19 protein-coding genes and 2 tRNA genes are annotated in these 20369 nt (G+C 68.2%); 8 read left to right on the top strand and 13 right to left on the bottom strand.

Annotated elements, in window-relative coordinates:
• The first annotated feature begins 73 nt into the window (after positions 1-73).
• Together AC1RQG_RS24685 and AC1RQG_RS24690 are read left to right on the top strand one after the other, a co-directional pair.
• On the top strand, positions 74-1363 hold the full coding sequence (locus AC1RQG_RS24685; protein ID WP_493135527.1) for a D-amino acid dehydrogenase: 1290 nt from the start codon (positions 74-76) through the stop codon (positions 1361-1363).
• Positions 1364-1463: 100 nt separating this feature from the next.
• Entirely contained in the window at positions 1464-2303 is an 840-nt protein-coding gene (locus tag AC1RQG_RS24690) for an HDOD domain-containing protein (protein WP_493135529.1), read from the top strand.
• Positions 2304-2337: 34 nt separating this feature from the next.
• Here AC1RQG_RS24690 and AC1RQG_RS24695 read toward each other — a convergent pair whose 3' ends face one another.
• From AC1RQG_RS24695 to AC1RQG_RS24720, 6 genes are all read right to left on the bottom strand, one after another.
• Positions 2338-3252: a substrate-binding periplasmic protein gene (locus tag AC1RQG_RS24695; protein ID WP_493135531.1), complete on the bottom strand. Its 915-nt coding sequence runs from the start codon at positions 3250-3252 to the stop codon at positions 2338-2340.
• Positions 3253-3262: 10 nt separating this feature from the next.
• Positions 3263-3850: a cysteine dioxygenase family protein gene (locus AC1RQG_RS24700; RefSeq protein WP_493135533.1), complete on the bottom strand. Its 588-nt coding sequence runs from the start codon at positions 3848-3850 to the stop codon at positions 3263-3265.
• Between the two features lie 22 nt (positions 3851-3872).
• Positions 3873-5156, bottom strand: a complete 1284-nt coding sequence (locus tag AC1RQG_RS24705; protein ID WP_493135535.1) for a YncE family protein — start codon at positions 5154-5156, stop codon at positions 3873-3875.
• 44 nt (positions 5157-5200) lie between these two features.
• Positions 5201-6061, bottom strand: a complete 861-nt coding sequence (locus AC1RQG_RS24710; RefSeq protein WP_493135537.1) for a creatininase family protein — start codon at positions 6059-6061, stop codon at positions 5201-5203.
• Positions 6062-6173: 112 nt separating this feature from the next.
• A complete protein-coding gene (locus tag AC1RQG_RS24715; RefSeq protein ID WP_493135538.1) occupies positions 6174-7964 on the bottom strand; it encodes an adenosylcobalamin-dependent ribonucleoside-diphosphate reductase in 1791 nt (596 codons plus the stop codon).
• A 23-nt stretch (positions 7965-7987) separates the two neighbouring features.
• Positions 7988-8326: a hypothetical protein gene (locus AC1RQG_RS24720; RefSeq protein WP_493135540.1), complete on the bottom strand. Its 339-nt coding sequence runs from the start codon at positions 8324-8326 to the stop codon at positions 7988-7990.
• On the opposite strand from AC1RQG_RS24720, the gene AC1RQG_RS24725 reads away from it, so the two are divergent.
• Both AC1RQG_RS24725 and AC1RQG_RS24730 read left to right on the top strand, forming a co-directional pair.
• Positions 8321-8548 carry a hypothetical protein gene (locus tag AC1RQG_RS24725; RefSeq protein ID WP_493135542.1) on the top strand — a complete coding sequence of 76 codons (228 nt, stop codon included), beginning with the start codon at positions 8321-8323 and terminating at the stop codon, positions 8546-8548. The genes AC1RQG_RS24720 and AC1RQG_RS24725 overlap by 6 nt on opposite strands.
• 279 nt (positions 8549-8827) lie before the next feature.
• Positions 8828-10168, top strand: coding sequence for an erythromycin esterase family protein (locus AC1RQG_RS24730; protein WP_493135544.1), 1341 nt, complete (start codon positions 8828-8830; stop codon positions 10166-10168).
• Positions 10169-10288: 120 nt separating this feature from the next.
• Here the strand turns inward: AC1RQG_RS24730 and phbB are convergent, their stop codons facing one another.
• Positions 10289-11011 (bottom strand): acetoacetyl-CoA reductase, encoded by a 723-nt coding sequence (phbB, locus tag AC1RQG_RS24735; protein WP_493135546.1) that lies wholly within the window; start codon positions 11009-11011, stop codon positions 10289-10291.
• Positions 11012-11246: 235 nt separating this feature from the next.
• Positions 11247-11708: a hemerythrin domain-containing protein gene (locus AC1RQG_RS24740; RefSeq protein WP_493135548.1), complete on the bottom strand. Its 462-nt coding sequence runs from the start codon at positions 11706-11708 to the stop codon at positions 11247-11249.
• Positions 11709-11943: 235 nt separating this feature from the next.
• Here AC1RQG_RS24740 and AC1RQG_RS24745 point away from each other — a divergent pair, with 235 nt between their 5' ends.
• From AC1RQG_RS24745 to AC1RQG_RS24755, 3 genes are all read left to right on the top strand, one after another.
• Entirely contained in the window at positions 11944-13404 is a 1461-nt protein-coding gene (locus AC1RQG_RS24745; protein ID WP_493135550.1) for a complex I 51 kDa subunit family protein, read from the top strand.
• Positions 13392-16055 (top strand): formate dehydrogenase subunit alpha, encoded by a 2664-nt coding sequence (fdhF, locus tag AC1RQG_RS24750; RefSeq protein WP_493135552.1) that lies wholly within the window; start codon positions 13392-13394, stop codon positions 16053-16055. Before AC1RQG_RS24745 ends, fdhF begins: the two co-directional genes overlap by 13 nt.
• A gap of 148 nt (positions 16056-16203) precedes the next feature.
• Positions 16204-16500, top strand: a complete 297-nt coding sequence (locus AC1RQG_RS24755) for a BrnA antitoxin family protein (RefSeq protein ID WP_493135554.1) — start codon at positions 16204-16206, stop codon at positions 16498-16500.
• A 204-nt stretch (positions 16501-16704) separates the two neighbouring features.
• On the opposite strand, the gene AC1RQG_RS24760 is transcribed toward AC1RQG_RS24755, so the two are convergent.
• The 3 genes from AC1RQG_RS24760 to AC1RQG_RS24770 all read right to left on the bottom strand — a co-directional run bounded on the left by AC1RQG_RS24760 (position 16705) and on the right by AC1RQG_RS24770 (position 17861).
• A tRNA-Gly gene (locus tag AC1RQG_RS24760) sits at positions 16705-16780 on the bottom strand.
• A 50-nt stretch (positions 16781-16830) separates the two neighbouring features.
• Positions 16831-16906: transfer RNA gene (locus AC1RQG_RS24765), tRNA-Gly, on the bottom strand.
• A gap of 88 nt (positions 16907-16994) precedes the next feature.
• A complete protein-coding gene (locus tag AC1RQG_RS24770) occupies positions 16995-17861 on the bottom strand; it encodes a LysR family transcriptional regulator (RefSeq protein ID WP_493135556.1) in 867 nt (288 codons plus the stop codon).
• Between the two features lie 127 nt (positions 17862-17988).
• Here AC1RQG_RS24770 and AC1RQG_RS24775 point away from each other — a divergent pair, with 127 nt between their 5' ends.
• The gene (locus AC1RQG_RS24775) at positions 17989-19380 is read left to right on the top strand and encodes an MFS transporter (RefSeq protein WP_493135558.1); all 1392 of its coding nucleotides are present in this window, start codon (positions 17989-17991) and stop codon (positions 19378-19380) included.
• A 4-nt stretch (positions 19381-19384) separates the two neighbouring features.
• Here the strand turns inward: AC1RQG_RS24775 and AC1RQG_RS24780 are convergent, their stop codons facing one another.
• Both AC1RQG_RS24780 and AC1RQG_RS24785 read right to left on the bottom strand, forming a co-directional pair.
• Positions 19385-19633, bottom strand: a complete 249-nt coding sequence (locus AC1RQG_RS24780) for a DUF3297 family protein (protein ID WP_493135560.1) — start codon at positions 19631-19633, stop codon at positions 19385-19387.
• 105 nt (positions 19634-19738) lie between these two features.
• The gene (locus AC1RQG_RS24785; protein WP_493135562.1) at positions 19739-20368 is read right to left on the bottom strand and encodes a bifunctional 2-keto-4-hydroxyglutarate aldolase/2-keto-3-deoxy-6-phosphogluconate aldolase; all 630 of its coding nucleotides are present in this window, start codon (positions 20366-20368) and stop codon (positions 19739-19741) included.
• Position 20369: the final 1 nt, after the last annotated feature.

Here is a 20369-nt window from a genome sequence, read left to right on the forward strand (position 1 = left end):
GTAACAATTACTAGTCAAACGACAATACCATAGCAATATATCTGGCGCAATCCAAAAAACAGGGGACAGCTTTATGAAAGTCGTTATTCTCGGCAGCGGTGTGATCGGCGTGACCAGCGCCTACTATCTGGCCCAAGCCGGCCACGATGTCACGGTGCTCGACCGCCAGCCCGGCCCCGCGCTGGAAACCAGTTTCGCTAACGCCGGGCAGATCTCGCCCGGCTACGCGTCCCCTTGGGCCGCTCCCGGCATCCCGCTGAAGGCGATGAAATGGATGGTGCAGCGCCACGCGCCGCTGTCCATCACGCCCGACGGCACCACATTCCAGCTGCAATGGATGTGGCAGATGCTGCGCAACTGCACGCCCGAGCGCTACGCCGTGAACAAGGAGCGCATGGTGCGGCTGGCTGAATACAGCCGCGATTGTTTCAAGGCGCTGCGCGCGGCCACCGGCATCGAGTATGAAGGCCGCCAGCAAGGCACGACCCAGCTGTTCCGCACCCAGAAGCAGCTCGACGACGCGGCCAAGGATATCCGCGTGCTGGAGGAAACGGGCGTGCCGTTCCAGTTGCTCGACCGCGACCAGCTGGTGCACGCCGAGCCGGGTCTGGCCGCCTCGCGCCACAAGCTGGTGGGCGGCCTGCGCCTGCCCAACGACGAGACGGGCGACTGCCAATTGTTCACCACGCGGCTGACGGCCATGGCCGAGCAGCTGGGCGTCAAGTTCCGCTACAACGTCGACATCACGGGCCTGACCGTGGCCGGCGGCGCCATCTCGGGCGTGCAGTGCGGCGCCGAGACGGTGCGGGCCGACAGCTACGTGGTGGCGCTGGGCGCGTACTCGACCACGCTGCTGAGGAACCTGGTCGACATTCCCGTCTATCCGCTCAAAGGCTATTCGATCACCGTGCCCATCGTCGACGGCGGCGCCGCGCCCACCTCGACCATCCTGGACGAGACCTACAAGATCGCCGTGACCCGCTTCGACGACCGCATCCGCGTGGGCGGCATGGCCGAGATCGCCGGCTACAACCTGAAGCTGAACCCGCGCCGCCGCGAGACGCTGGAAATGGTCGTCAACGACCTGTTCCCCGGCGCCGGCGACACGGCCGCCGCCACCTTCTGGACCGGCCTGCGCCCGATGACGCCGGACGGCACGCCCGTGGTCGGCCGCACCGGCATGCGCAACCTGTTCGTCAACACCGGCCACGGCACGCTGGGCTGGACCATGTCGTGCGGCTCGGCCCAGCTGCTGGCCGACATCATCTCCTCGCGCCGTCCCGCGATCCGGGCCGACGACCTGTCCGTGGGCCGCTACAGCCGCCAGGACGCGCCGCGCCAGCCGGAACTGGTGAACGCCTGACGGCCTGCGCGGCTCCCCGCGCCGGGGTCGTCCGTTTTAGAGGACGGCCTCGGCGCATCCTTGCGTTGAGATTGCCCGCCAGCGTGCGTATAATTTCGACATGAATAAACTGGAAGCTTTCGGGCACATCGCTGCCCTGGCCATTCGTGGCGAACTGGTGTTCCCCACCAGCGTCAACGCGGCGCTCCGCGTGCAACTGGCGCTGGACGATCCCGAATGTCCGATCGACAAGGCCATCAACCTGGTGCTGGCCGAGCCCGTCCTGGCGGCCCGCACGGTGGCCATCGCCAATTCCGCCATGTTCAACCGCAGCGGCGCGCCGGCCATCACCAACGTGCGCGGCGCCATCATCCGCATCGGCTACCACAACCTGTACGCGCTGGCCGCCGCCATGGTGGTGCGCCAGTTCGGCAGCAAGATCACCGATCCCGACGTGCGCGCCAAGGCCGAACAGCTGTGGGACCACACGATCCACGTGGCCGCGCTGGCGCGCATCATCGCGCGCCAGGTCACGGGCGTGAATCCCGACACGGCGATGTTCGCGGCCATCGTGCACGAGGTGGGCGGCTTCTACCTGCTGTCGCGGGCCGACGAGTTCCCCGGCCTGCTCGAGGACGACCCCGAGAACTGGCAGCCGGCCAGCGAGGAGATCATCACGCGCGAAGTGATGCACAAGCTGAGCATCCCCGAGCCGGTGGCCGACGCCATCGAAGGCTTGCGCGACGGCTTCCTGTCCATCCCGCCCGACAACCTGCTCGACACGCTGCTGCTGGCCAACCACCTGTCGCCGGTGCCGTCGCCGCTGGCCGGCCCGCAGCGCGAGATCCCGCCCCACTCCGAATCGGCCATCGACTTGTTCATCGACGAGGACAAGCTCAAGGCCATGCTGGAGGAATCGGAAGTCGACGCGGCCGCCATGAGCGCGGCGCTGCTGGTCTGACCGTAGACCCGACTGGTCCCAACCCGCCGCGCGCTCAACGGCGCGGGCGCCCGCCCTGTCGCGCGTGCTGCGCCGCGCCGGGCAGCAACCACAAATCACGGTGTTCCTGCGGCAGGCCGTCCGGCAGCAAGGGATTGGCCAGCTCGATCACGCGCCGCTGGTCGAGCCGCGCATCGCGCAGGGCGGCGCCGAAACGCTGGTTGAACAGGCGCTCGAACGAGCCGTCCGTGATGGCCGCCTCCAGGCCGCGTTTGACGGCGTCGGCCAGTTGCTTGTTGTTGCGGTTGACGAAGTAGTAGAGCGCCGTCGGATAGTGCATGACGATGTGGCGGTCGATGGCCAGTCCCGGATGGGCCGCGGCCTCCGGCCCGATCTCGATCACGGCGCGGGGGAAATAGTCGATGCGGCCGGCCGACAGCATGCTGAACAGCGCCTCGTAGCTGGAATTGGCCGACACCGGCAAGCCATTGCCGCGCAGGATGCCCGTGTCCGGCCAGTCATGTCCCTGGCCACTGCGCAGCCGCCGCAATCCGGCCAGATCGCGCACGTCGGCCAACACCTCCTGGCGGTCGTCGCGCACCAGCGCCAGCCGCCAGCCATAAAGCCCCCGGTCGATGGGGATGCGCACGGCCAGCATTTTCTTCTCGCGCGCCTGGCTGGTCATGGTGGCGATGATATCGACCCCGCCATCGCCCTTGGCGATCTCGAGCAGCACGCGGTCCTGGGTCATGACGATGGGCGACAGTTTCAGCGCGTAGGGGGTGCCCGATTTTTCCAGCGCCAGCCGCAGCAGCGCGATCGGGTAGTCGTCGCGCGCATCGCCGCCCAGCAGCGGGCGGGGGAACATGATGGTGGCGGCCAGCGCCGGCGCGGCCACGGCGGCGCACACCATGGCGGCCAGCCGCGCCAGCAGGCGACGCGGCAAGGCTGGCAGGCGGCGGGCACGCATGCGCGCGTCCTCAGGCCGGCACGGAATAGCCGGAACGGAACGGCTTGACCGTGCCATCCAACGCGAACACGGAACGGTCCACCGCGCCGATGTCGGCGCCGTACACGTGGATGCTGATCGACACCCGGTCGTCATGCGCGTTGCGCACCTGGTGGATATCGCCCAGCGTGGGCGACACGGCCGCCACGGCGCCCGGCGCCAGCCGCTGCGGCGGGCCGCACGGGGCCAGGCTGCCGTCGGCCGCGAACGCGAAGTCCTGCGCCGTCTCGGCCCCGCGCAGCATGCCGATCAAACCCCACACCGTGTGGTTGTGCACGGGCGTGTGCTGCCCCGGCCCCCACACGAAGCTGACGATGGAAAAACGCGCGGCCGGATCGCGGTACAGCAGGTACTGCCGGTAATACTGGGGATCGGGCCTGGCCTGCTCCGGCGGCAGCCAGTCGTCGCGCGCCACCAGCGCGGCCAGCAGCGCGCCGCCCTGCTGCACGAATTCCTGCTCGGTGGCGCCGGCGTCGGCCAGCGCGGTGAAGCCATCCACACAGCACCGCAGAGGCGCCGGCAGACCGGCAGGATCAATTGGTTGCTCGCTTGCTTGCATGCCCTACCCTCCCAACTTCCGACTATCGCAGATTGCCCGTATGGCCTAAAGAATAACGCCCCGGCAGCGGCCACACGGTCAGACCGTGCGGCTCCTGCCCCACCTTGACCTTGGCCACGGCGCCCGTCTCCGTGTTGATGCGGTAGACCACGTCGTCATAACGACCCGACAGCCACAGCGACTTGCCGTCCACGCTCACGTTGCCCATGTCCGGGCTGCCGCCGCCGGGGATCGGCCACTGCGCCGTGATCTTGTTGGTGGCGAAGTCGATCACCGTCACGCTACCCTTGCCGTTGCGCGGGCCGTGGATGCGGTGCGAACCGCGGTTGGCCACGTACAGGCTCTTGCCGTCGCGGCTGGGATACAGCCCGTGCGCGGCCACGCCGGTGGCGATGAAACCCGTCTCCTTGAACGTGGCGCCATCGACCACGTGCACGCCGTCGGCCTCCATGTCGGCCACGTAGAAGCGCTTGCCGTCGGGCGAAATGCGTATGTCCTGCGGCATGCCCTTCTTCGAACTGCAGATTTCCGTGGCGCCGGGGCCGGCCAGGGTCGGCACGTCCTTGTAGCGGGTGGCGGGCATGTTCAGCTTCAGGTAGCCGACCACGCTGCGGTTGACCAGATCGATCTTGACCAGGCTGCCGTCGAATTCGCAGGTGAACAGCGCGTAACTGCCATCCATCGAGAAATCGGCGTGGTTGATGCCGCCGCACTTGGGCGTCTCGATCGCATACTGCAAAGCCAGCGTGCGCGGATCGCGGAAGTCCAGCCGGTGCTTGGCTTCGGCCACCACGATGGCCGATTTACCGTCGGGCGAGAAGTACAGGTTGTACGGATCGTCCACCTTGACGGCCTTACCGGGCTTGCCGGTGCGCGGGTCGATCGGGGTCAGGCTGCCGTCGTCGTAACGCTCGGCGTTGTTGGCCACCCACAGCGTGCGCAAGTCCCACGACGGCACGATGTGCTGCGGCGCGCGGCCGACCTTGAAGCGGTCCACCACTTTCATGCTGGCCGGGTCGATCACGCTGACGTCGTTCGAGCGCAGATTGGGTACATAGATGCGCTCCAGGTCGCCCTTGACGGCGGCGCTCACATGGCTGGAGCCGGTTTCGCTGTACAGGTTGCCGGCGTCGACCACGGGCGGCATGCCGGCCACGGTGGTGGGCGCTGCGGCGCCGGCCGGCGCCGACGTGTTGGACTGGGTGGCGGCATACACGCCGGCGGCACCACCGATGGCGGCGATGGCCAGCGCGGCCAGGCCCAGGCGGGCGGGAATGCGTGCGGTGTGTTTGACAGGTGAATGCATCCTGGGTTTCCTCGATAATGGAAGCGTTGATCTGATAAGCGGTGTCAATGGCCGGGCGGCAGGCGTTTGATCGCCCCCACCGTGGCCTCGATAATCTGTTGGACGCCCAACTGGCCCAGCTCGGCGCTGGCGCGGCGCGGATCGCCGGCCACACCGTCGCCGGGCGTAGGACCGTGCGCCAGCGCGGCGCTGCGCACCTGGGCCGGGTCGAGCGCGAGGCTGAGCGACACGTCGGCCAGACCCGCATGGGCGCCGATTTCGGCCGCCGGGTAACCGCGCTTGCGCAGCAGGGCCGCGAATCCGTCCGACGCGGCCTGGTAATACTCGGGCGGCGCGTAGACGCGGCAGCTGCCGTCGCCGGCCTTGTTCACATGCTGCGCCACGCGCTCCAGGTTTTTCTGGTAGCCGCCGTGGTCGCCGAGCAGCACCACCTGGCGCAAGCCGTGCTGGCACAGGCTGCGGGCGGTGGCGTCGAGCATGGCGTCGAACGCGCTGTCGGGAATGGAGATGGTGCCGGCGAAGCGCATGTGCGCGGCCGGCGGGCGGATGCTGCCTTCCGGGACGTAGCTGACCGTGGGCGCGACGACGGCGTTGCCCAGCCGTTCCGCGATCCGGCCGGCCAGCAGGTGCGCGCGGCCATTGTGCTTGCCCAGCACGATGTAGGGGCCGCTCTGCTCGGTGCCGCCGACCGGCACCAGCACGGTATTGACGCCGGCCGCGATGCGCTCGCGCAGTTCGGGCGACGTGAGCTCCTCCAGGTAGACGCTGGCCGCGCCGGTGCCCGCGCTCGCGCCCGCGCAGGCCGTCGCCAGCGCCAGCATCAATGCAGGGCGGTGCAATAATGGCGGGGTCGGACGGTGCGACGGGGAGACAGGCAGGCGGAAAAAGGCGGTAAATGCAGGCATGACTCGATTATCGCTTGAAATGCCCGGAATCGAAATAGCTGTTTGTCCCGGACGCGCCCGCCGGCGCGCGATCGTCCGATTCCGGGCACAGACCGCCCGCCTCGCCCGCCCTTCAGCCGCCACACCCCGTCCCGTCCACCCGCAGCGGCGCATCGCCGATGGTCGCCTCGGGCCGGTACACGGTGCAGCCCTTCAAGCCCAGCCGCCATGCCTCCGCATACAGCGTTTCGAACTGCGCGAACGGGGTGCCGGGCGCCAGGTTGAGCGTCTTCGAGATGCCCTGGTCCACGTGGGCCTGCAACCGCGACACCATCTGCAACTGGCGCAGCGGATCGATGTCGGCGGCCTCCACCAGCGCCGGCGGCAGCGCCGCATGGGCCCCGTGCAGGCGCCGGAACAGCGTCCACGCGTAATCGGCGGCGGCCACGGTGTGCCGGCTGCCATCGTCGCGCCGCAGCGTGCGCTGCTGGCGCAAGGCGAAGATGGGCTCGACGCCGCTCGACACATTATTGGCCAGCACGCTGATCGCGCCGGCCGGCGCCAGCGCCGTCAAATGGCTGTTGCGGATGCCGCGCTTCCAGATGCTGTCGATCAGCTCGGGCGGCAGGGTCTGGATGAAATCGCTGCCCAGGTAGCTGGCCGCGTCGTAGGCCGGGAACGCGCCGCGCTCGTCGGCCAGCGCGATCGAGGCCCGGTAGGCCGCGTGGCTGACGGTGCGCATGATGACGTCGGCCAGTTCCAGCGCATGGTCGTCGCCATAGCGCACGCCCAGCATGGCCAGCGCGTCGCCCAGGCCCGTGATGCCCAGCCCCAGCCGGCGCGTGGCGTGCGCCACCGCCGACTGCGCCTTGAGCGGCCACGGCGACACGTCGTACACATTGTCGAGCATGCGCGTGGCCACGGTGGCCGCGTCGGCCAGCGCGGCCAGGTCCAGCTTCGGGTGCGGGCCGAACGGCTCATGCACGAACTGGGTCAGGTTGAGCGAACCGAGATTGCACGCGCCGTGCGGCGGCAGCGGCACCTCGCCGCACGGGTTGCAGATGGCAAGTTCCTCGTGGCCGCGCAGGTTGTTGGCGCGCTGCACATGGTCGATGAAGATGACGCCCGGCTCGCCGCTGTCGAACGCGGCCTGCAGCAGGCGCTGCCACAGCGCGCGGGCCGGCATGGTGGCCCACACGGCGCACGGCTGGGCCCCGGTCGCGCCCGGCCAGACCCGCTCGCACACGGGCAGATCGGCCACGGGCGCGTGGCCGCCCACGGGGAACACCAGCGGCCACGGGCCGTCGTCCTCCACGGCGCGCATGAAGTCATCGGTGACGAGCACGGACAGGTTGAAATGACTGAGCGAGCCGTCGCGCTTGGCGTCGATGAAGGCTTCGATGTCGGGATGGTCGCAGCGCAGCGCCGCCAGCATGGCCGGGCCGCGCCCGCCCGGCTGCGACAGGGCGCCGGCCGCCGCGTCCCACACGCGCATGAACGCCAGCGGGCCGGCCGCCGTGTTGCCGCTGCGCCCGGCGCGCGCGCCGGCCGGACGCACGGTCGAGAAATCGCAGCCGACACCGCCGCCGGCCCGCAGGGTCAGCACCGTCTCGCCCAGCGTGGAGAAGATGCCGTCCAGCGCATCGGGCACGGTGCCGGAGGCGAAGCAATTGAACAGCGTGGCGCCATCATGGGCGCGGCCGGCGCCGGCGAGGATGCGGCCGCCGGGCAGGAAGCGGAAGCGCGTCAACACGTGCTCGAAGCGGCCGCGCCACGCGTCGCGCTCGCGCGCCTCGGGCGCCGACAGGGCCAGCGCCACCCGGGACCAGGTGGCCTGCACGTTGGCGTCGCCGTCCGGCCCGCCGCCATAGCGCGCGCGCCATACCAGTTCAGAGATCGGTTCTGTCAGGTAAGCCTCGTTCATCGCGTCCTCCCGCCGAAAGTGGTTCACATTGGTGCGCCGATAACACAAGCGTTGCATTTCTGTCGCGGCGGATCGTCGCGGCCGACATCACCTGTTGCGTTTCGACACGCAAGATCAGCGCGCGCCATGTCAGGTGTTGTCTGCGCTTTCCGCACTAAGCCGATGAATCTAAAAGACTGTTCTCCGGCCGCGCAAAACAGGCCAGCCACATGCATTTTTGGACCATGATCGGCATCAAAAAGTCCATGAAAATATTTTGCTGCCGGTTCTATCGTGCCACTATTTCCATGCGGGTTGGGCGGTGATATTGTGAAGCCGTCAGGCCGTCGATCACTCACCTTAGCGAGCAGCCAGCCATGCATACGACATCGACCAACGCACCACCCTCTCTGCAACAACTGCTGCGCGAATGCCCGCTGTCCGGCGCCGCGCCGGTGGAGATCCACGGCGCCCGCGCGCTCGGTTGCGATCCCAACCACGACTTCCTGTTCCAGGGCTTCAAATACGTGCTCGACGCCAACCGCGACGTGCTGGTGCGGGAAGACATCCACCACTGGATACAGGCCCGCCGCACCCTGAACTGAACCCGCCGTTTCATTGTGGACGCGACACGCCGCGCGCGCAGCACGACAGTTGATTGAGATCAGCTAGCGCGCGAATTTTTCGCGATTGTCCACGCCCCGCCGTCCGCCCGTCCCGGCCGCGCAGTCCGCGCGGAAGCGGATCATCATGCCGCACGGGCGGGAGTAGAATGTGGCGAAGGCGGTTTTTCGCCAGCACCTGATTTGCGTCACCATCCCCTGCTGCGCCGGGCCGTCCGAGGTCGTATTGTGCAAGCTGTGCATTGCCAGCGGGAGAAGATCATGAGCAACATTCAGGCTATCGCTTCATGCGCCCACATCATCAGCGGCGAGGAAGGCGACTACGACGGCTTGCTCGAACAGATAGGCGATGCGCGCATCGTGCTGCTGGGCGAATGCACGCACGGCACGCAGGAGTTCTACCACGAACGGGCGCGCATCACGCAACGGCTGATCAGCGAATGCAATTTCTCGGCCGTCGCCGTCGAGGCCGACTGGCCAGACGCCTACCGCGTGCACCGCTACGTGCGCGGCAACAGCGACGACACGGACGCCGAAAGCGCGCTCGGCGGCTTCAAACGCTTCCCCACCTGGATGTGGCGCAACGCGGAAACGGCGGACCTGATCGACTGGCTGCGCGACTACAACAGCGCGCTGCTGCCGGGCGCGCATCCGGTCGGCTTCTACGGACTGGACCTGTACAGCATGTTCGCCTCGATCGAAGCCGTACTGCACTATCTGGACCAGACCGATGCGGCGGCCGCCGCGCGCGCGCGCCAGCGCTACGCGTGCTTCGAGCGCTACCGCCACGACAGCCAGGATTACGGCTACGCGGCCGGCCTCGGCCTGAGCCCGTCCTGCGAACTGGCCGTGCTGGCGCAACTGCGCGATATGCACAAGCAAGGCGCGCAATACCTGCACCACGCCGACGCCGAAGGCAGCGACGCCTTCTTCTACGCCCAGCAGAACGCCAGCCTGGTGGCCAACGCCGAGCAGTATTACCGCATCATGTTCCAGGACCGCGTGGCCTCGTGGAATGTGCGCGACCGCCACATGACGATGACGCTGGAGGCGCTCGAACACTACCTGTCGCACCGCAACGGCGAAGCGGCCCGCATCGTGGTGTGGGCGCACAACTCGCACCTGGGCGACGCGCGCGCGACGGACGCGGCCGAGGTCTGCCAGTGGAATGTGGGCCAGCTGGTGCGCCAGCTGTATGACAAGCAGGTGTATGCGGTCGGCATGAGCACCTACCAGGGCACGGTGACGGCCGCTTCGAGCTGGAACGGATCGTGGGAAACCATGCAGGTGCGGCCCGCCCTGGCGGACAGTTATGAGGCCTTGCTGCACAAGACCGGCGTGGAACGCATGCTGCTGCCGCTGCACGGCGAAGGCGGCGCCGGCCATCTGCTGCCCAAGCAGCACCTGCAGCGCGCCATCGGCGTGATCTACCAACCGGCCACGGAACTGCACAGCCACTACCTGACGGCCCGCCTGGCCGACCAGTTCGACGCCGTGCTGCACATCGACACCAGCCACGCGCTCACGCCGCTGGACGGCCCGGAAGGCGGCCGCCAGAAGGAACCGGGCGAGGCGCCGGAGACTTTCCCGGCCGGCGTCTAGCCAGCGCGCCGTCGTCGCCGCGCTGGCGGAGACCCATACGCCGCCATTGTTTCGGCGCTCTATGGAGGGAATGCAGGCAGTGCCTGCATTCCCGCCTGCGCGGGAACGACGTTGTCGGCGCTAACTCAGGTACTGTCCGCCATTCACATCGAGCGTGGCGCCCGTGATGAAGCCCGAGCCTTCATCGGCCAGGAAGGCGACGGCCCGTCCGATATCATCTGGCGTGCCCAGCCGCCCCACCGGGATGGCGTCCACGATGGTGTGCAGCACGTCCGGCGCCACCTTGGCCACCATCGACGTGTCGCAATAGCCGGGCGCGATGGCGTTGACCGTGATGTGCTTGCGCGCGCATTCGAGCGCCAGCGCCTTGGTGAAGCCGAGGATGCCGGCCTTGGCCGCCGCGTAGTTGGCCTGGCCGATCTGGCCCTTCTCGCCGTTGATGGAACTGATGTTGACGATGCGCCCGTACTGGCGCTCGCGCATGCCCTCCAGCACGTGCCGGGTCATGTTGAACATGGAACCGAGGTTGGTGTTGATGACGTTCCACCACTGCTCGGGCGTCATCTTGTGCATGACGGCGTCGTCGGTGATGCCGGCGTTGTTGACCAGGATGTCGATCGGTCCCAGCTCGTGTTCGACCTCGGCCACGCCCAGCCCGCAGGCCGCGTACACTGACACGTCCCAGTGGAACACGGGAATCCCGGACGATTGCGAAAACGCTTGCGCCGCCTCCGCGTTGTCATGATAGACGGCCGCCACGCGGTGCCCGGCCGCCTTGAGCGCGAGCGAAATGGCTTGCCCCAGGCCGCGCGTGCCGCCGGTCACCAATGCTAATCTTTGCATCTCAGTTCTCCTTGTAGTGGGCGCGTCGCCGCGCGGTGACAGGGTGGTGATGAAGACGCCGGCCCACCGGCATGCCGGCGGGCTGAATAGCTATTCTGAACCTGTTGCGGCGCGCACGCCAGCACACAAGTGACGCAGATCAGGCCGGCGCGCAATTGCGCCGCGCCCGCCGCCGGTTCTGGCTGGGTCTGGCTGGGTCTGGCTGGGTCTGGCTGGAGCAGGCCGATCAGGCCGGTCAGGCCGGTTCCGCGTTGTCGGCCGGCGCGCTCTGGGCCACGCCGCGCTTGAGCACCACCGGCTTGCCGCCGGCCTGGCGCTTGACCATCCACTGCGCCAGCGACGCATCCATGAAATCGGCGTGACCGGGGAACCATTCACGCAAGGCTTGCGTCAGCGTGCGGCCCACCTCGATGCGGCCAGCTTGCAGCACGGGCCGCACTTCGTACAAGGCGTGCAGCACGCGCTCGTGTTCCTGCACGTGGCAATCGCGCGGGGGAAAGTCGCTCTGCTCCATCCACTGCTTTTCCTGGGCGAAGTGCGCCTCCGCGTGGGCGACGAAGCGCTCGAACACGGCGATGAACCGGGCATCGTCGGCCTGCTCCATCTCGCCCACCAGTTGCACGAATTCCTCGTGGGTCGCGTCCATGGGCGCCAGACCCAGCTTGAACAGATCGGTCCAGACGAAAGGTGCTTGCATAGTGGTGGCTTGCTTGATGGCAGTGTTGTTGGCCGGCGCGGCCGGAACGGTTCGCCATTATAGGACAGCGCCGGCACCGATTGGCGACGACGTCGCCGTCGGATGACTTGCCAACCGTTGTCAATTATTTACTGGAATGAATTTGATCTGGATCAGCCAAAATGCGCGACCAACCGCGTACGCTGGCAAGGCAATCCAACGCAGTCCAAACGCAGTCCAAACGACGGGGCCCTTCATGATACCCATCCATCGCGATCGCGCGGCGCACAGTTTCTACCACCTGGAGCATGTCGGCCTGCAAGGCAAGGCGTGCCAGGGGCTGGCCTGTTTTCTCGCGCGCGGCGCCGACCAGGCCCGCTGGGCCGGGATCGAGCACGATCCGGCCCCCGTGTTCTGCCTGGGCCAGTGCTACCAGGCGCCGGCCAGCCACGGCGACACCACCCCGCCCTACTGCGAAGTGCATGCGGAAGAGACCGTTCTGCTGGGCAATGTGCTGGCCGGCGGCGTGCGCCACTTCGAACACTATCTGGCCAGCGGCGGCGGCGCCGGCTTGCGTCAGGCCCTGGCGCTGGGGCCGCAGGGCGTGCTGCGGGCGCTCGACGAGTCCGGCCTGCGCGGCCGGGGCGGCGCTGGCTATCCCACGGGCGCCAAATGGCGCAAGGTGGCGCAGCACGACACGGCCAGCAAATACGTGGTCGCCAACGCCGACGAGGGCGACCCCGGCGCCTTCAGCGACCGCATGCTGATGGAAGCCGATCCGTTCCGCCTGATCGAAGCGATGCTGATCGCCGGCCTGACGGTGGGCGCGACCCACGGCATCATCTACCTGCGCAAGGAATACGACGGCGCCGCCGCCGTGCTGCGCGACGCGCTGGCCCAAGCCTACGCGGCCGGCTGGCTGGGCCAGGACGCCGCCGGCTCGGACCTTTGCTTCGACCTGGAACTGGTGGTCGGCCACGGCAGCTACCTGTGCGGCGAGGAGACGGCCATGCTGAACGCGATCGAAGGCCGGCGTCCGGAGGCGCGGCTGCGCCCGCCCCAGCTCACGGACCGCGGCCTGCAAGGCCTGCCCACCCTGGTCAACAACGTGGAAACCCTGTGCGCGGTGCCGTGGATCATGCAGCACGGCGCGGCGCGCTACGCGGCGCTGGGCACGGCCGGCAGCACCGGCACCAAGCTGCTGTCGCTCAGTTCCCTGTTCCGCCGGCCCGGCCTGTACGAGGTGGAGTTCGGCATCAGCCTGCGCACCGTCGTCGAGATGCTGGGCCAGGGCGTGCGGCGCGGCCGGCTGACGGGCCTGATGGTGGGCGGGCCGCTGGCCGGCCTGCTGCCGCCGTCGCAGTTCGACACGCTGCTCGACTACGGCGCCATGCAGGCCGCCGGCGGCGCCGTCGGCCACGGCGGCGTGCTGGCCGTGACCGACGCCACCTCCATCGCCGAACTGGTGGCCCACGTGTTCCGCTTCGGCGCGCTCGAGTCGTGCGGCAAATGCACGCCGTGCCACCTGGGCAGCCCGGAGCTGGCGCGCATAGCCGCGCAGGCCGTGGCCGGCCAGCGTGGCGACGGCCAGCGCTGGCGCGCGCTGGTCGAGGCGCTGGCCGCCACCAGCCTGTGCGGCCACGGCCGGGGGCTGGCCGAATTCGCGCAATCGCTTGTCCGCCACTATCCCGAGGAGCTGGCATCATGCTTCATCTGACCATCGACGGCGTGCCGCACACGGCGCAAGCGGGCGACACGCTGCTGCACGTGCTGCTGGCGGCCCGGCGCGACATCCCCCACCTGTGCCACGACGAGCGCGTCCAGCCGTCGGGCGGCTGCCGCATGTGCGTGGTCGAGATCGAAGGCGAAGCGCGCCCCGTCTCCAGCTGCACCACCATCGTCAGCGACGGCATGGCCGTGCGTACGGCCACGCCGTCCATCGAGGCGCTGCGCCACACCAACCTGTCGCTGCTGGCCGCGCGCTATCCCGCCGCCGCCGTGGCAACGGAACCGGACCGGCCCTTCCACCGCCTGCTGGCCCGCTACGGCGTGGCGGCCGGCGGCGCGCCCTGGCAGGAACGGTACGCCGACGACAGCCATCCGCGCCTGGGCGTGGCGATGGACCGCTGCATCTCGTGCGACCGCTGCGTGCGCATCTGCGACGAGCTGCAAGGCCAGTTCGTGTGGCAGGTGTGGCAGCGCGGCGAACGCACCCACGTGGGCAGCGCGCTGGGCGGCTCGCTGCTCGACAGCGGCTGCGTCTCCTGCGGCGCCTGCGCCGACACCTGCCCCACCGGCGCCATCTTCGACAAGGGCGGCGCGCCGGACGCCACGCAATGGACGCGCAGCACCTGCGTCTATTGCGGCGTCGGCTGCCAGATGGACGTGGGCAGCCGTGACGGCAAGGTGGTGGCCGTGCGGCCGGCCCGACACCCGGTCAACCACGGCCACCTGTGCGTCAAGGGCCGTTACGCCTTCGAATACAACCACGCGCCCGACCGCGTCACCACGCCCATGCTGCGCGACGGCGACGGCTGGCGCGCCGTCGGCTGGGACGAGGCGCTCGACCACACGGCCGCCGCCCTGCGCCGCATCCGCGACCAGCACGGCGCGGACGCCATCGGCGTGCTCGGCTCGGCCCGCGCCACCAACGAGGAAAACTACCTGGCGCAGAAGTTCGCGCGCATGGTCGTCGGCACCAACAACGTCGACTGCTGCGCGCGCGTGTGCCACACGCCGTCGGCCAAGGCGCTCAAGACCATGCTGGGCACGGGCGCGGCCACCAACGGCTTCGACGATATCGAGCAGGCCCGCTGCTTCCTGCTGTGCGGCTGCAATCCGACCGAGAACCATCCCATCGTCGGCGCGCGCATCAAGCAAGCAGTGTTGAAGGGCGCGGCGCTGATCGTGGTCGACCCGCGCCGCACGGAGCTGGCCGAATACGCGCAGCTCCACCTGGCCGTGCGGCCCGGCGCCAACGTCCTGCTGTTCAACGCCATGGCCGCCGCCATCATCGAAGAAGGCCTGGTGGATGCGGACTTCGTGGCCAGCCGCGTCGATGGCCTGGATGAATTCACCGCCTTCGCGCGCGCGTACGCGCCCGAGGCGGTCAGCGCGCAGTGCGGCGTGAGCGCCGCCGACATCCGCGCCGCCGCCCGGCTGTACGCGGGCACCGGGCCCGCCATGTGCTTCCACGGCCTGGGCATGACGGAACACACGCAGGGCACGGAAGGCGTGATGGCGCTGATCAATCTGGCGCTATTGACGGGCAACCTGGGGCGCGCGGGCTGCGGCATCAACCCGCTGCGCGGCCAGAACAACGTGCAAGGCTCGGCGCAGATGGGCTGCGAACCGGCCACGCTGACCGGCTCGCAACCGATCGCGCAGGCGCGCGCCATGTTCGAATCCGTGTGGGGCGGCACCCTGCCCGCCACGGAAGGCCTGGACCTGATGCAGATGCTCGACGGCGCGGCGGCCGGCAAGGTCAAGGCGCTGTGGGCCTTCGGCTACGACGTCTACATGTCGATGGCCAACCAGCACGCCAGCGCGCAGGCCTTGGGCCAGCTCGAGTGCGTGATCGTGCAGGACCTGTTCCTCAACGAGACGGCGCGCGCCTTCGGCACCGTGTTCTTCCCCGCCGCCAGCGTGTTCGAGCGCGACGGCACCTTCATGAATTCGGACCGCCGCGTGCAGCGCGTGCGGCAGGCCGTGCCGCCGCCCGGCGATGCGCGTCCGGACTGGTGGATCATCCAGCAACTGGCGCAGCGCATGGGCCACGCGCAAGGCTTCAGCTTCGACGGGCCGCAGGCGATCTGGGACGAGGTGCGGGCCGTGTGGCCGGCCGGCTCGGGCCTCAGTTACCGGCGCCTGGAAGCGGAAAGCCTGCATTGGCCGTGCCCGCAGCGCGACGACGACGCCCACCCCGGCACGCCCGTCCTGCATGGCGACAGCTTCGCCGGCGCCACGCGCGCGCGGCTGGCGCAGATCGCCTACGTGGCCACGCCCGAGCAGTGCGACCCCGACTACCCGTTCACGCTGATGACGGGGCGCGGCCTGTACCATTTCAATGCCGGCACCATGACCTACCGTGGCGCCAACGCGCAGTTGGATGCCAGCGACCTGCTCGACATGGCGCCCGCCGACGCGGCCCGACTGGGTCTGACGGACGGCATGCGCGTGCGCGTGCGCAGCCGCTACGGCGAAGCGGAACTGCCGCTGCGGATCAGCCCCCGCGTCAAGCCGGGCGAGCTGTTCACCACCTTCCACCGGCCCGACCTGCACGTGAACCAGCTCACGTCGCCGCACCGCGACCGGCTGGCGCACACGCCCGAATACAAGGTGACGGCGGTGTGCGTCACGCCCGCATAACGCTTGACGGATGATTTTATGTACGTACAATAAAAAGTATGGACATCAGCTTTGATGCCATCAAGAGTGAGCGCAACGAACGAGAGCGCGGCTGGCAAGGTACATATCATCAGCCTGCGGAAGGCGAACAAACGCGAGGTGAAACTATATGAGGAAGCGACCAAATCCTGAACTACCGGACGATGAGAATCCCGAGTGGACGGCAGAGAGCTTCACCAAAGCGCGTCCAGCCAACCAGGTTCTGCCTCGGTTATTCGGTGATGAGGTCGCCAAGGAAATGCTCAAGCCTCGCGGGCGTCCTCGCGTCGAGTTTCCGAAAGAGCGAATCAATATCCGGTTGTCGCAAGAGGTCATCACCTATTTCAAGGCAGCGGGCGACGGCTGGCAGACCCGTATAGACAGCGCCCTCAAGCAGTTCATTGCCGAACACCCCAACACCGATTGAATACGATGTGCTGGCTTTCGCTGGCTTTCGCTGGCTTTGTTAACAGCTTCTGTGGATAAGCTTGTTAACAAGCCCATCCAGCCCGCACCAAGCGCTTGATTCAAAAGGGAAAAATACAAACTGCCCAGTTTATGAGCAACGCGGCAAGATTGATGGCCGGATAAGCAAAAAAGGGAAGCCGGACGGCTTCCCTTTTTTGAATTCTGGAGCGGGAGAAGAGTCTCGAACTCTCGACCTCAACCTTGGCAAGGTTGCGCTCTACCAACTGAGCTACTCCCGCTTAGGAGTTGTTACCGCGTCCACCGCGCGCGCCATCCGCCTCAAAGCGATTGGAGCGGGAGAAGAGTCTCGAACTCTCGACCTCAACCTTGGCAAGGTTGCGCTCTACCAACTGAGCTACTCCCGCGTGGAGGCGGAACTATAGCAGAGGGCCGCCGGGTTTTTCAAGTGCCCGATGGCCCTTTCGATAAAATTTCCTGAAAACGCGCTCGGAATCAATCCGCCGGCGCCAGCGCCGCCGCGAACGCCGCGCGCGCCGGGTGGTGCAGCACATCCTTGCGCCACACCAGCATGGTGTCGACCCGGGCCACCTCCGGCGGCAGCGCATGCACCCGGATGGTGCGGCCCAGCTTGCGCTGATTGATGATCTCCACCGGCATCAGCGCCACGCCCATGCCGGCCGCCACGCAGCCGATGATGGCTTCGAAGGTGCCGAACTCGGAGATGCGGCCCGGCGCCACGTCCGCCTCGGCGAACCAGGCTTCCAGCCGGCGCCGGTAAGTGCAACCGGAACGGAACACCAGCAGGTTGCGGCGCGCCACGTCCCGCGGCACGCGCACGTCCGGGTGGGACGGCCCCGTGATCAGCACCAGCTCCTCGGCGAACACGGGCTGCTGTTCGAGTTCCGCGTGCGGCACGGGCGCGGCCACCAACGCCACGTCGAGCCGGTGCCGCAGCACGCCGTCCAGCAAGTGGTCGGTCGGCGCCGTCTCCAGCACCAGATCCACCTGCGGATGATGGCGGTTGAAGGCGGCCAGCACTTTGGGTAGCCGGGCCGCCGCCGTCGTCTCCATGGCGCCGATGCGCAACTGGCCCGCTGGCTGCTGGTCGGGGCGCATGGCCGCCTGCGCTTCATCGGCCAGTTGCAGCAGCCGGTCGGCGTAGGCCAGCAAGCGGTCCCCTTCGGGCGTGATCCGCAGTCCCCGGCCGGCGCGGAGGAACAGGGCCACGCCCAGCGATTCCTCCAGCTGCGTCAAGCGGGCCGACACGTTCGACTGCACCCGGTTCAGCCGCGCGGCGGCCAGCGTCACACTGCCCTCCTCGGCCACGGCTTTAAAGATGCGCAAGGCGGACAATTCCATGTCACTCCTTAGTTCTCAAAAAACGATAGATTCAATCATTATTATTCATTTTTTTAAATAGTCAAACGACCGTATAGTGCAATCATCGTTCAACCATCGCCCGCAGCGCCATCAACGAGGAACCGCCTTGAACACCGAACGCCCCACGTCGCCAGCCCTGCTGCTGGCCTGCAGCTTCGCCTTCATCATCGTCCAGCTCGACGTCACCATCGTCAACGTGGCGCTGCCGCGCATGGGCCTCGACCTGAATGCCGGCGTGGGCGCGCTGCAATGGGTGGTGGACGCCTACACGCTGGGCTTCGCCGTGTTCCTGCTGTCGGCCGGCGTGATGGGCGACAAGTTCGGCGCGCGCCCGGTGTTCCTGGCCGGTTTCGTCCTGTTCATGCTGGCCTCGGCCGCCTGCGCGCTGGCGCCCAGCGCCTTGCTGCTGAACGTCGCGCGCGCCCTGCAGGGCGTGGGCGCGGCGCTGCTGGTGCCAAGTTCGCTGGCCATCCTCAACGCCGCCTACCGCCACGACCCGGCGCGGCTGGCCAAAGCCATCGGCTGGTGGACGGCCGCCGGTGGCGTCTCCATCGCCGCCGGTCCCGTGCTGGGCGGCCTGTTGCTGACCCTGGGCGGCTGGCGCGGCATCTTCTGGGTCAACGTGCCGGTGTGCGTGGCGGGCTGCGCGCTGACCTGGGCCGTGGTGCCGCGCGCGTCCGGCAAGACGCCGTCGCGCCACCTGGACTTGCCGGGGCAGTTGCTGGCCATTGTGGCGCTGGCCAGCCTGGTGGCAGCCATGATCGAAGCGCAATCGCTGGGATTACGCAGCGCCGCAGTGGTGGGCGGCCTGCTGCTGGCCGGCGTGGCCGGCGCCGCGTTCATCGCCGTCGAGCGTCGCGCCGCCGCGCCCATGCTGCCGCTGCGGCTGTTCGGCAGCCGGCCGTTCTCGGGCGCCGTGCTGTTCGGGGTGCTGGTCAACTTCACCTACTACGGCATGATCTTCGTGCTCAGCTTCTACCTGCAGCGGGTGCGCGGCTACACCGTGATGCAGACCGGCCTGGCGTTCCTGCCGCTCACGGGCACCTTCATCTTCTCGAACATCGCCAGCGGGCGGCTGGCGGCACGTACGGGATTGCGACCGCCCATGGTGGCGGGCGGCCTGCTCTGCGGCGGTGGTTACGCGCTGCTGGGGGCGTTGGGCATAGGGGCGGACGCCAGTTTCGCGGCCATGTTGCCGGGACTGGTGCTGATCCCGGCCGGCATGGGGCTGGCCGTGCCGGCGATGACGACGGCGATCTTGTCGAGCGTGGAAAAGGAACAGGCGGGAACGGCGTCGGCCATCCTGAACACGGCGCGCCAGGTGGGCGGCGCGGCCGGGGTGGCCATGTTTGGCGCCATCGTGGCGCATGGCGACGGTGCGGCCGTCACCACCGGCGTGCGGATGGTGATGGCCATCTGCGCCGTGTTGCTACTGGCGGCAGCCGCCACGGCCGGCTGGAGCCGGCCTGGCCGGATCCGCCCCGCCGTCGCTGGCTGAGGTGTTATTTGTAGAAGACTTCGATGCGGCCCGACAGCTTGACCAGCATGGGGCGGCCCTTGCGGTCCAGCGACTTGCCGGCGGCGACCTTGATCCAGCCTTCGCTGACGCAGTATTCCTCGACGTCGCGGCGTTCCTTGTCGTTGATCTTGATGCCGATGTCGTTCTGCAGCACATCCACATTGTGGAACGGGCTGCGTGGATCGACCGACAGGCGGTCGGGTAATGGGGGGAGAGAGGTAGTATCGTTCATGGCCGCAATTATCCACGAGAACAGGCGGCGAGACAACGCCCGCACAGAACCGGGGTCAGGTCATGCCAGCAAGAAATTTTTCTTTTAGCATGACCTGACCCCGGTTTAGCGGGCCAGCCGTTCGACGAAGCGGGCGGCCTGCTCGGTGACGGCGCGGTAGTCGCCGTGCGCGGCGGGCGCCGTCAGGCTGCCGCCGATGCCGACGGCCTGCGCGCCATGGGCGAACCATTCGGGCAGGTTCTCCACCGTCACCCCGCCGGTGGGCATCAGCGGCGCCTGCGGCAACGGCGCGCGCAGCGCTTTCAGGTAGGCGGGGCCCAGCGTCTCGGCCGGGAAGATCTTGACCAGATCGGCGCCCGCCTCCATCGCCGCCACGATCTCCGTCGGCGTCACCGCGCCGGGCATGGACAGCACCTGGTAACGCTGGCACAAGCGTATCGTCTCCGCGCTGACGGCCGGCGAGATGATCATGCGCGCGCCGGCCAGGATCGCCAGCCGCGCCGTCTCCGGGTCGAGCACCGTGCCGGCGCCCAGCAGCACGCGCTCGCCGTGGCGCTGGCGCAGCGTGCGCAGCACGTCCAGCGTGTCCGGCGTGGTGAAGGCCACTTCCAAGGCCGTCATGCCGCCGGCGATGCAGGCCTCGGCCAGTTCCAGCGCTTCGCCGGCAGACGCGGCGCGCACGATGGCCACCATCGGGCGGCGCAGCAGGGTTTGCATCAGTTCGTGTTTGTACATG

Source organism: Rugamonas sp. GW822-FHT03B10 (assembly GCF_058801745.1).

Bases quoted from the DNA above. Each gene is read 5' to 3' on its own strand.
- AC1RQG_RS24685 (WP_493135527.1), top strand. From the start codon at position 74: ATGAAAGTCGTTATTCTCGGCAGCGGTGTGATCGGCGTGACCAGCGCC.
- AC1RQG_RS24690 (WP_493135529.1), top strand. From the start codon at position 1,464: ATGAATAAACTGGAAGCTTTCGGGCACATCGCTGCCCTGGCCATTCGT.
- AC1RQG_RS24695 (WP_493135531.1), bottom strand. From the start codon at position 3,252: ATGCGTGCCCGCCGCCTGCCAGCCTTGCCGCGTCGCCTGCTGGCGCGG.
- AC1RQG_RS24700 (WP_493135533.1), bottom strand. From the start codon at position 3,850: ATGCAAGCAAGCGAGCAACCAATTGATCCTGCCGGTCTGCCGGCGCCT.
- AC1RQG_RS24705 (WP_493135535.1), bottom strand. From the start codon at position 5,156: ATGCATTCACCTGTCAAACACACCGCACGCATTCCCGCCCGCCTGGGC.
- AC1RQG_RS24710 (WP_493135537.1), bottom strand. From the start codon at position 6,061: ATGCCTGCATTTACCGCCTTTTTCCGCCTGCCTGTCTCCCCGTCGCAC.
- AC1RQG_RS24715 (WP_493135538.1), bottom strand. From the start codon at position 7,964: ATGAACGAGGCTTACCTGACAGAACCGATCTCTGAACTGGTATGGCGC.
- AC1RQG_RS24725 (WP_493135542.1), top strand. From the start codon at position 8,321: ATGCATACGACATCGACCAACGCACCACCCTCTCTGCAACAACTGCTG.
- AC1RQG_RS24720 (WP_493135540.1), bottom strand. From the start codon at position 8,326: ATGCATGGCTGGCTGCTCGCTAAGGTGAGTGATCGACGGCCTGACGGC.
- AC1RQG_RS24730 (WP_493135544.1), top strand. From the start codon at position 8,828: ATGAGCAACATTCAGGCTATCGCTTCATGCGCCCACATCATCAGCGGC.
- phbB (WP_493135546.1), bottom strand. From the start codon at position 11,011: ATGCAAAGATTAGCATTGGTGACCGGCGGCACGCGCGGCCTGGGGCAA.
- AC1RQG_RS24740 (WP_493135548.1), bottom strand. From the start codon at position 11,708: ATGCAAGCACCTTTCGTCTGGACCGATCTGTTCAAGCTGGGTCTGGCG.
- AC1RQG_RS24745 (WP_493135550.1), top strand. From the start codon at position 11,944: ATGATACCCATCCATCGCGATCGCGCGGCGCACAGTTTCTACCACCTG.
- fdhF (WP_493135552.1), top strand. From the start codon at position 13,392: ATGCTTCATCTGACCATCGACGGCGTGCCGCACACGGCGCAAGCGGGC.
- AC1RQG_RS24755 (WP_493135554.1), top strand. From the start codon at position 16,204: ATGAGGAAGCGACCAAATCCTGAACTACCGGACGATGAGAATCCCGAG.
- AC1RQG_RS24770 (WP_493135556.1), bottom strand. From the start codon at position 17,861: ATGGAATTGTCCGCCTTGCGCATCTTTAAAGCCGTGGCCGAGGAGGGC.
- AC1RQG_RS24780 (WP_493135560.1), bottom strand. From the start codon at position 19,633: ATGAACGATACTACCTCTCTCCCCCCATTACCCGACCGCCTGTCGGTC.
- AC1RQG_RS24785 (WP_493135562.1), bottom strand. From the start codon at position 20,368: ATGTACAAACACGAACTGATGCAAACCCTGCTGCGCCGCCCGATGGTG.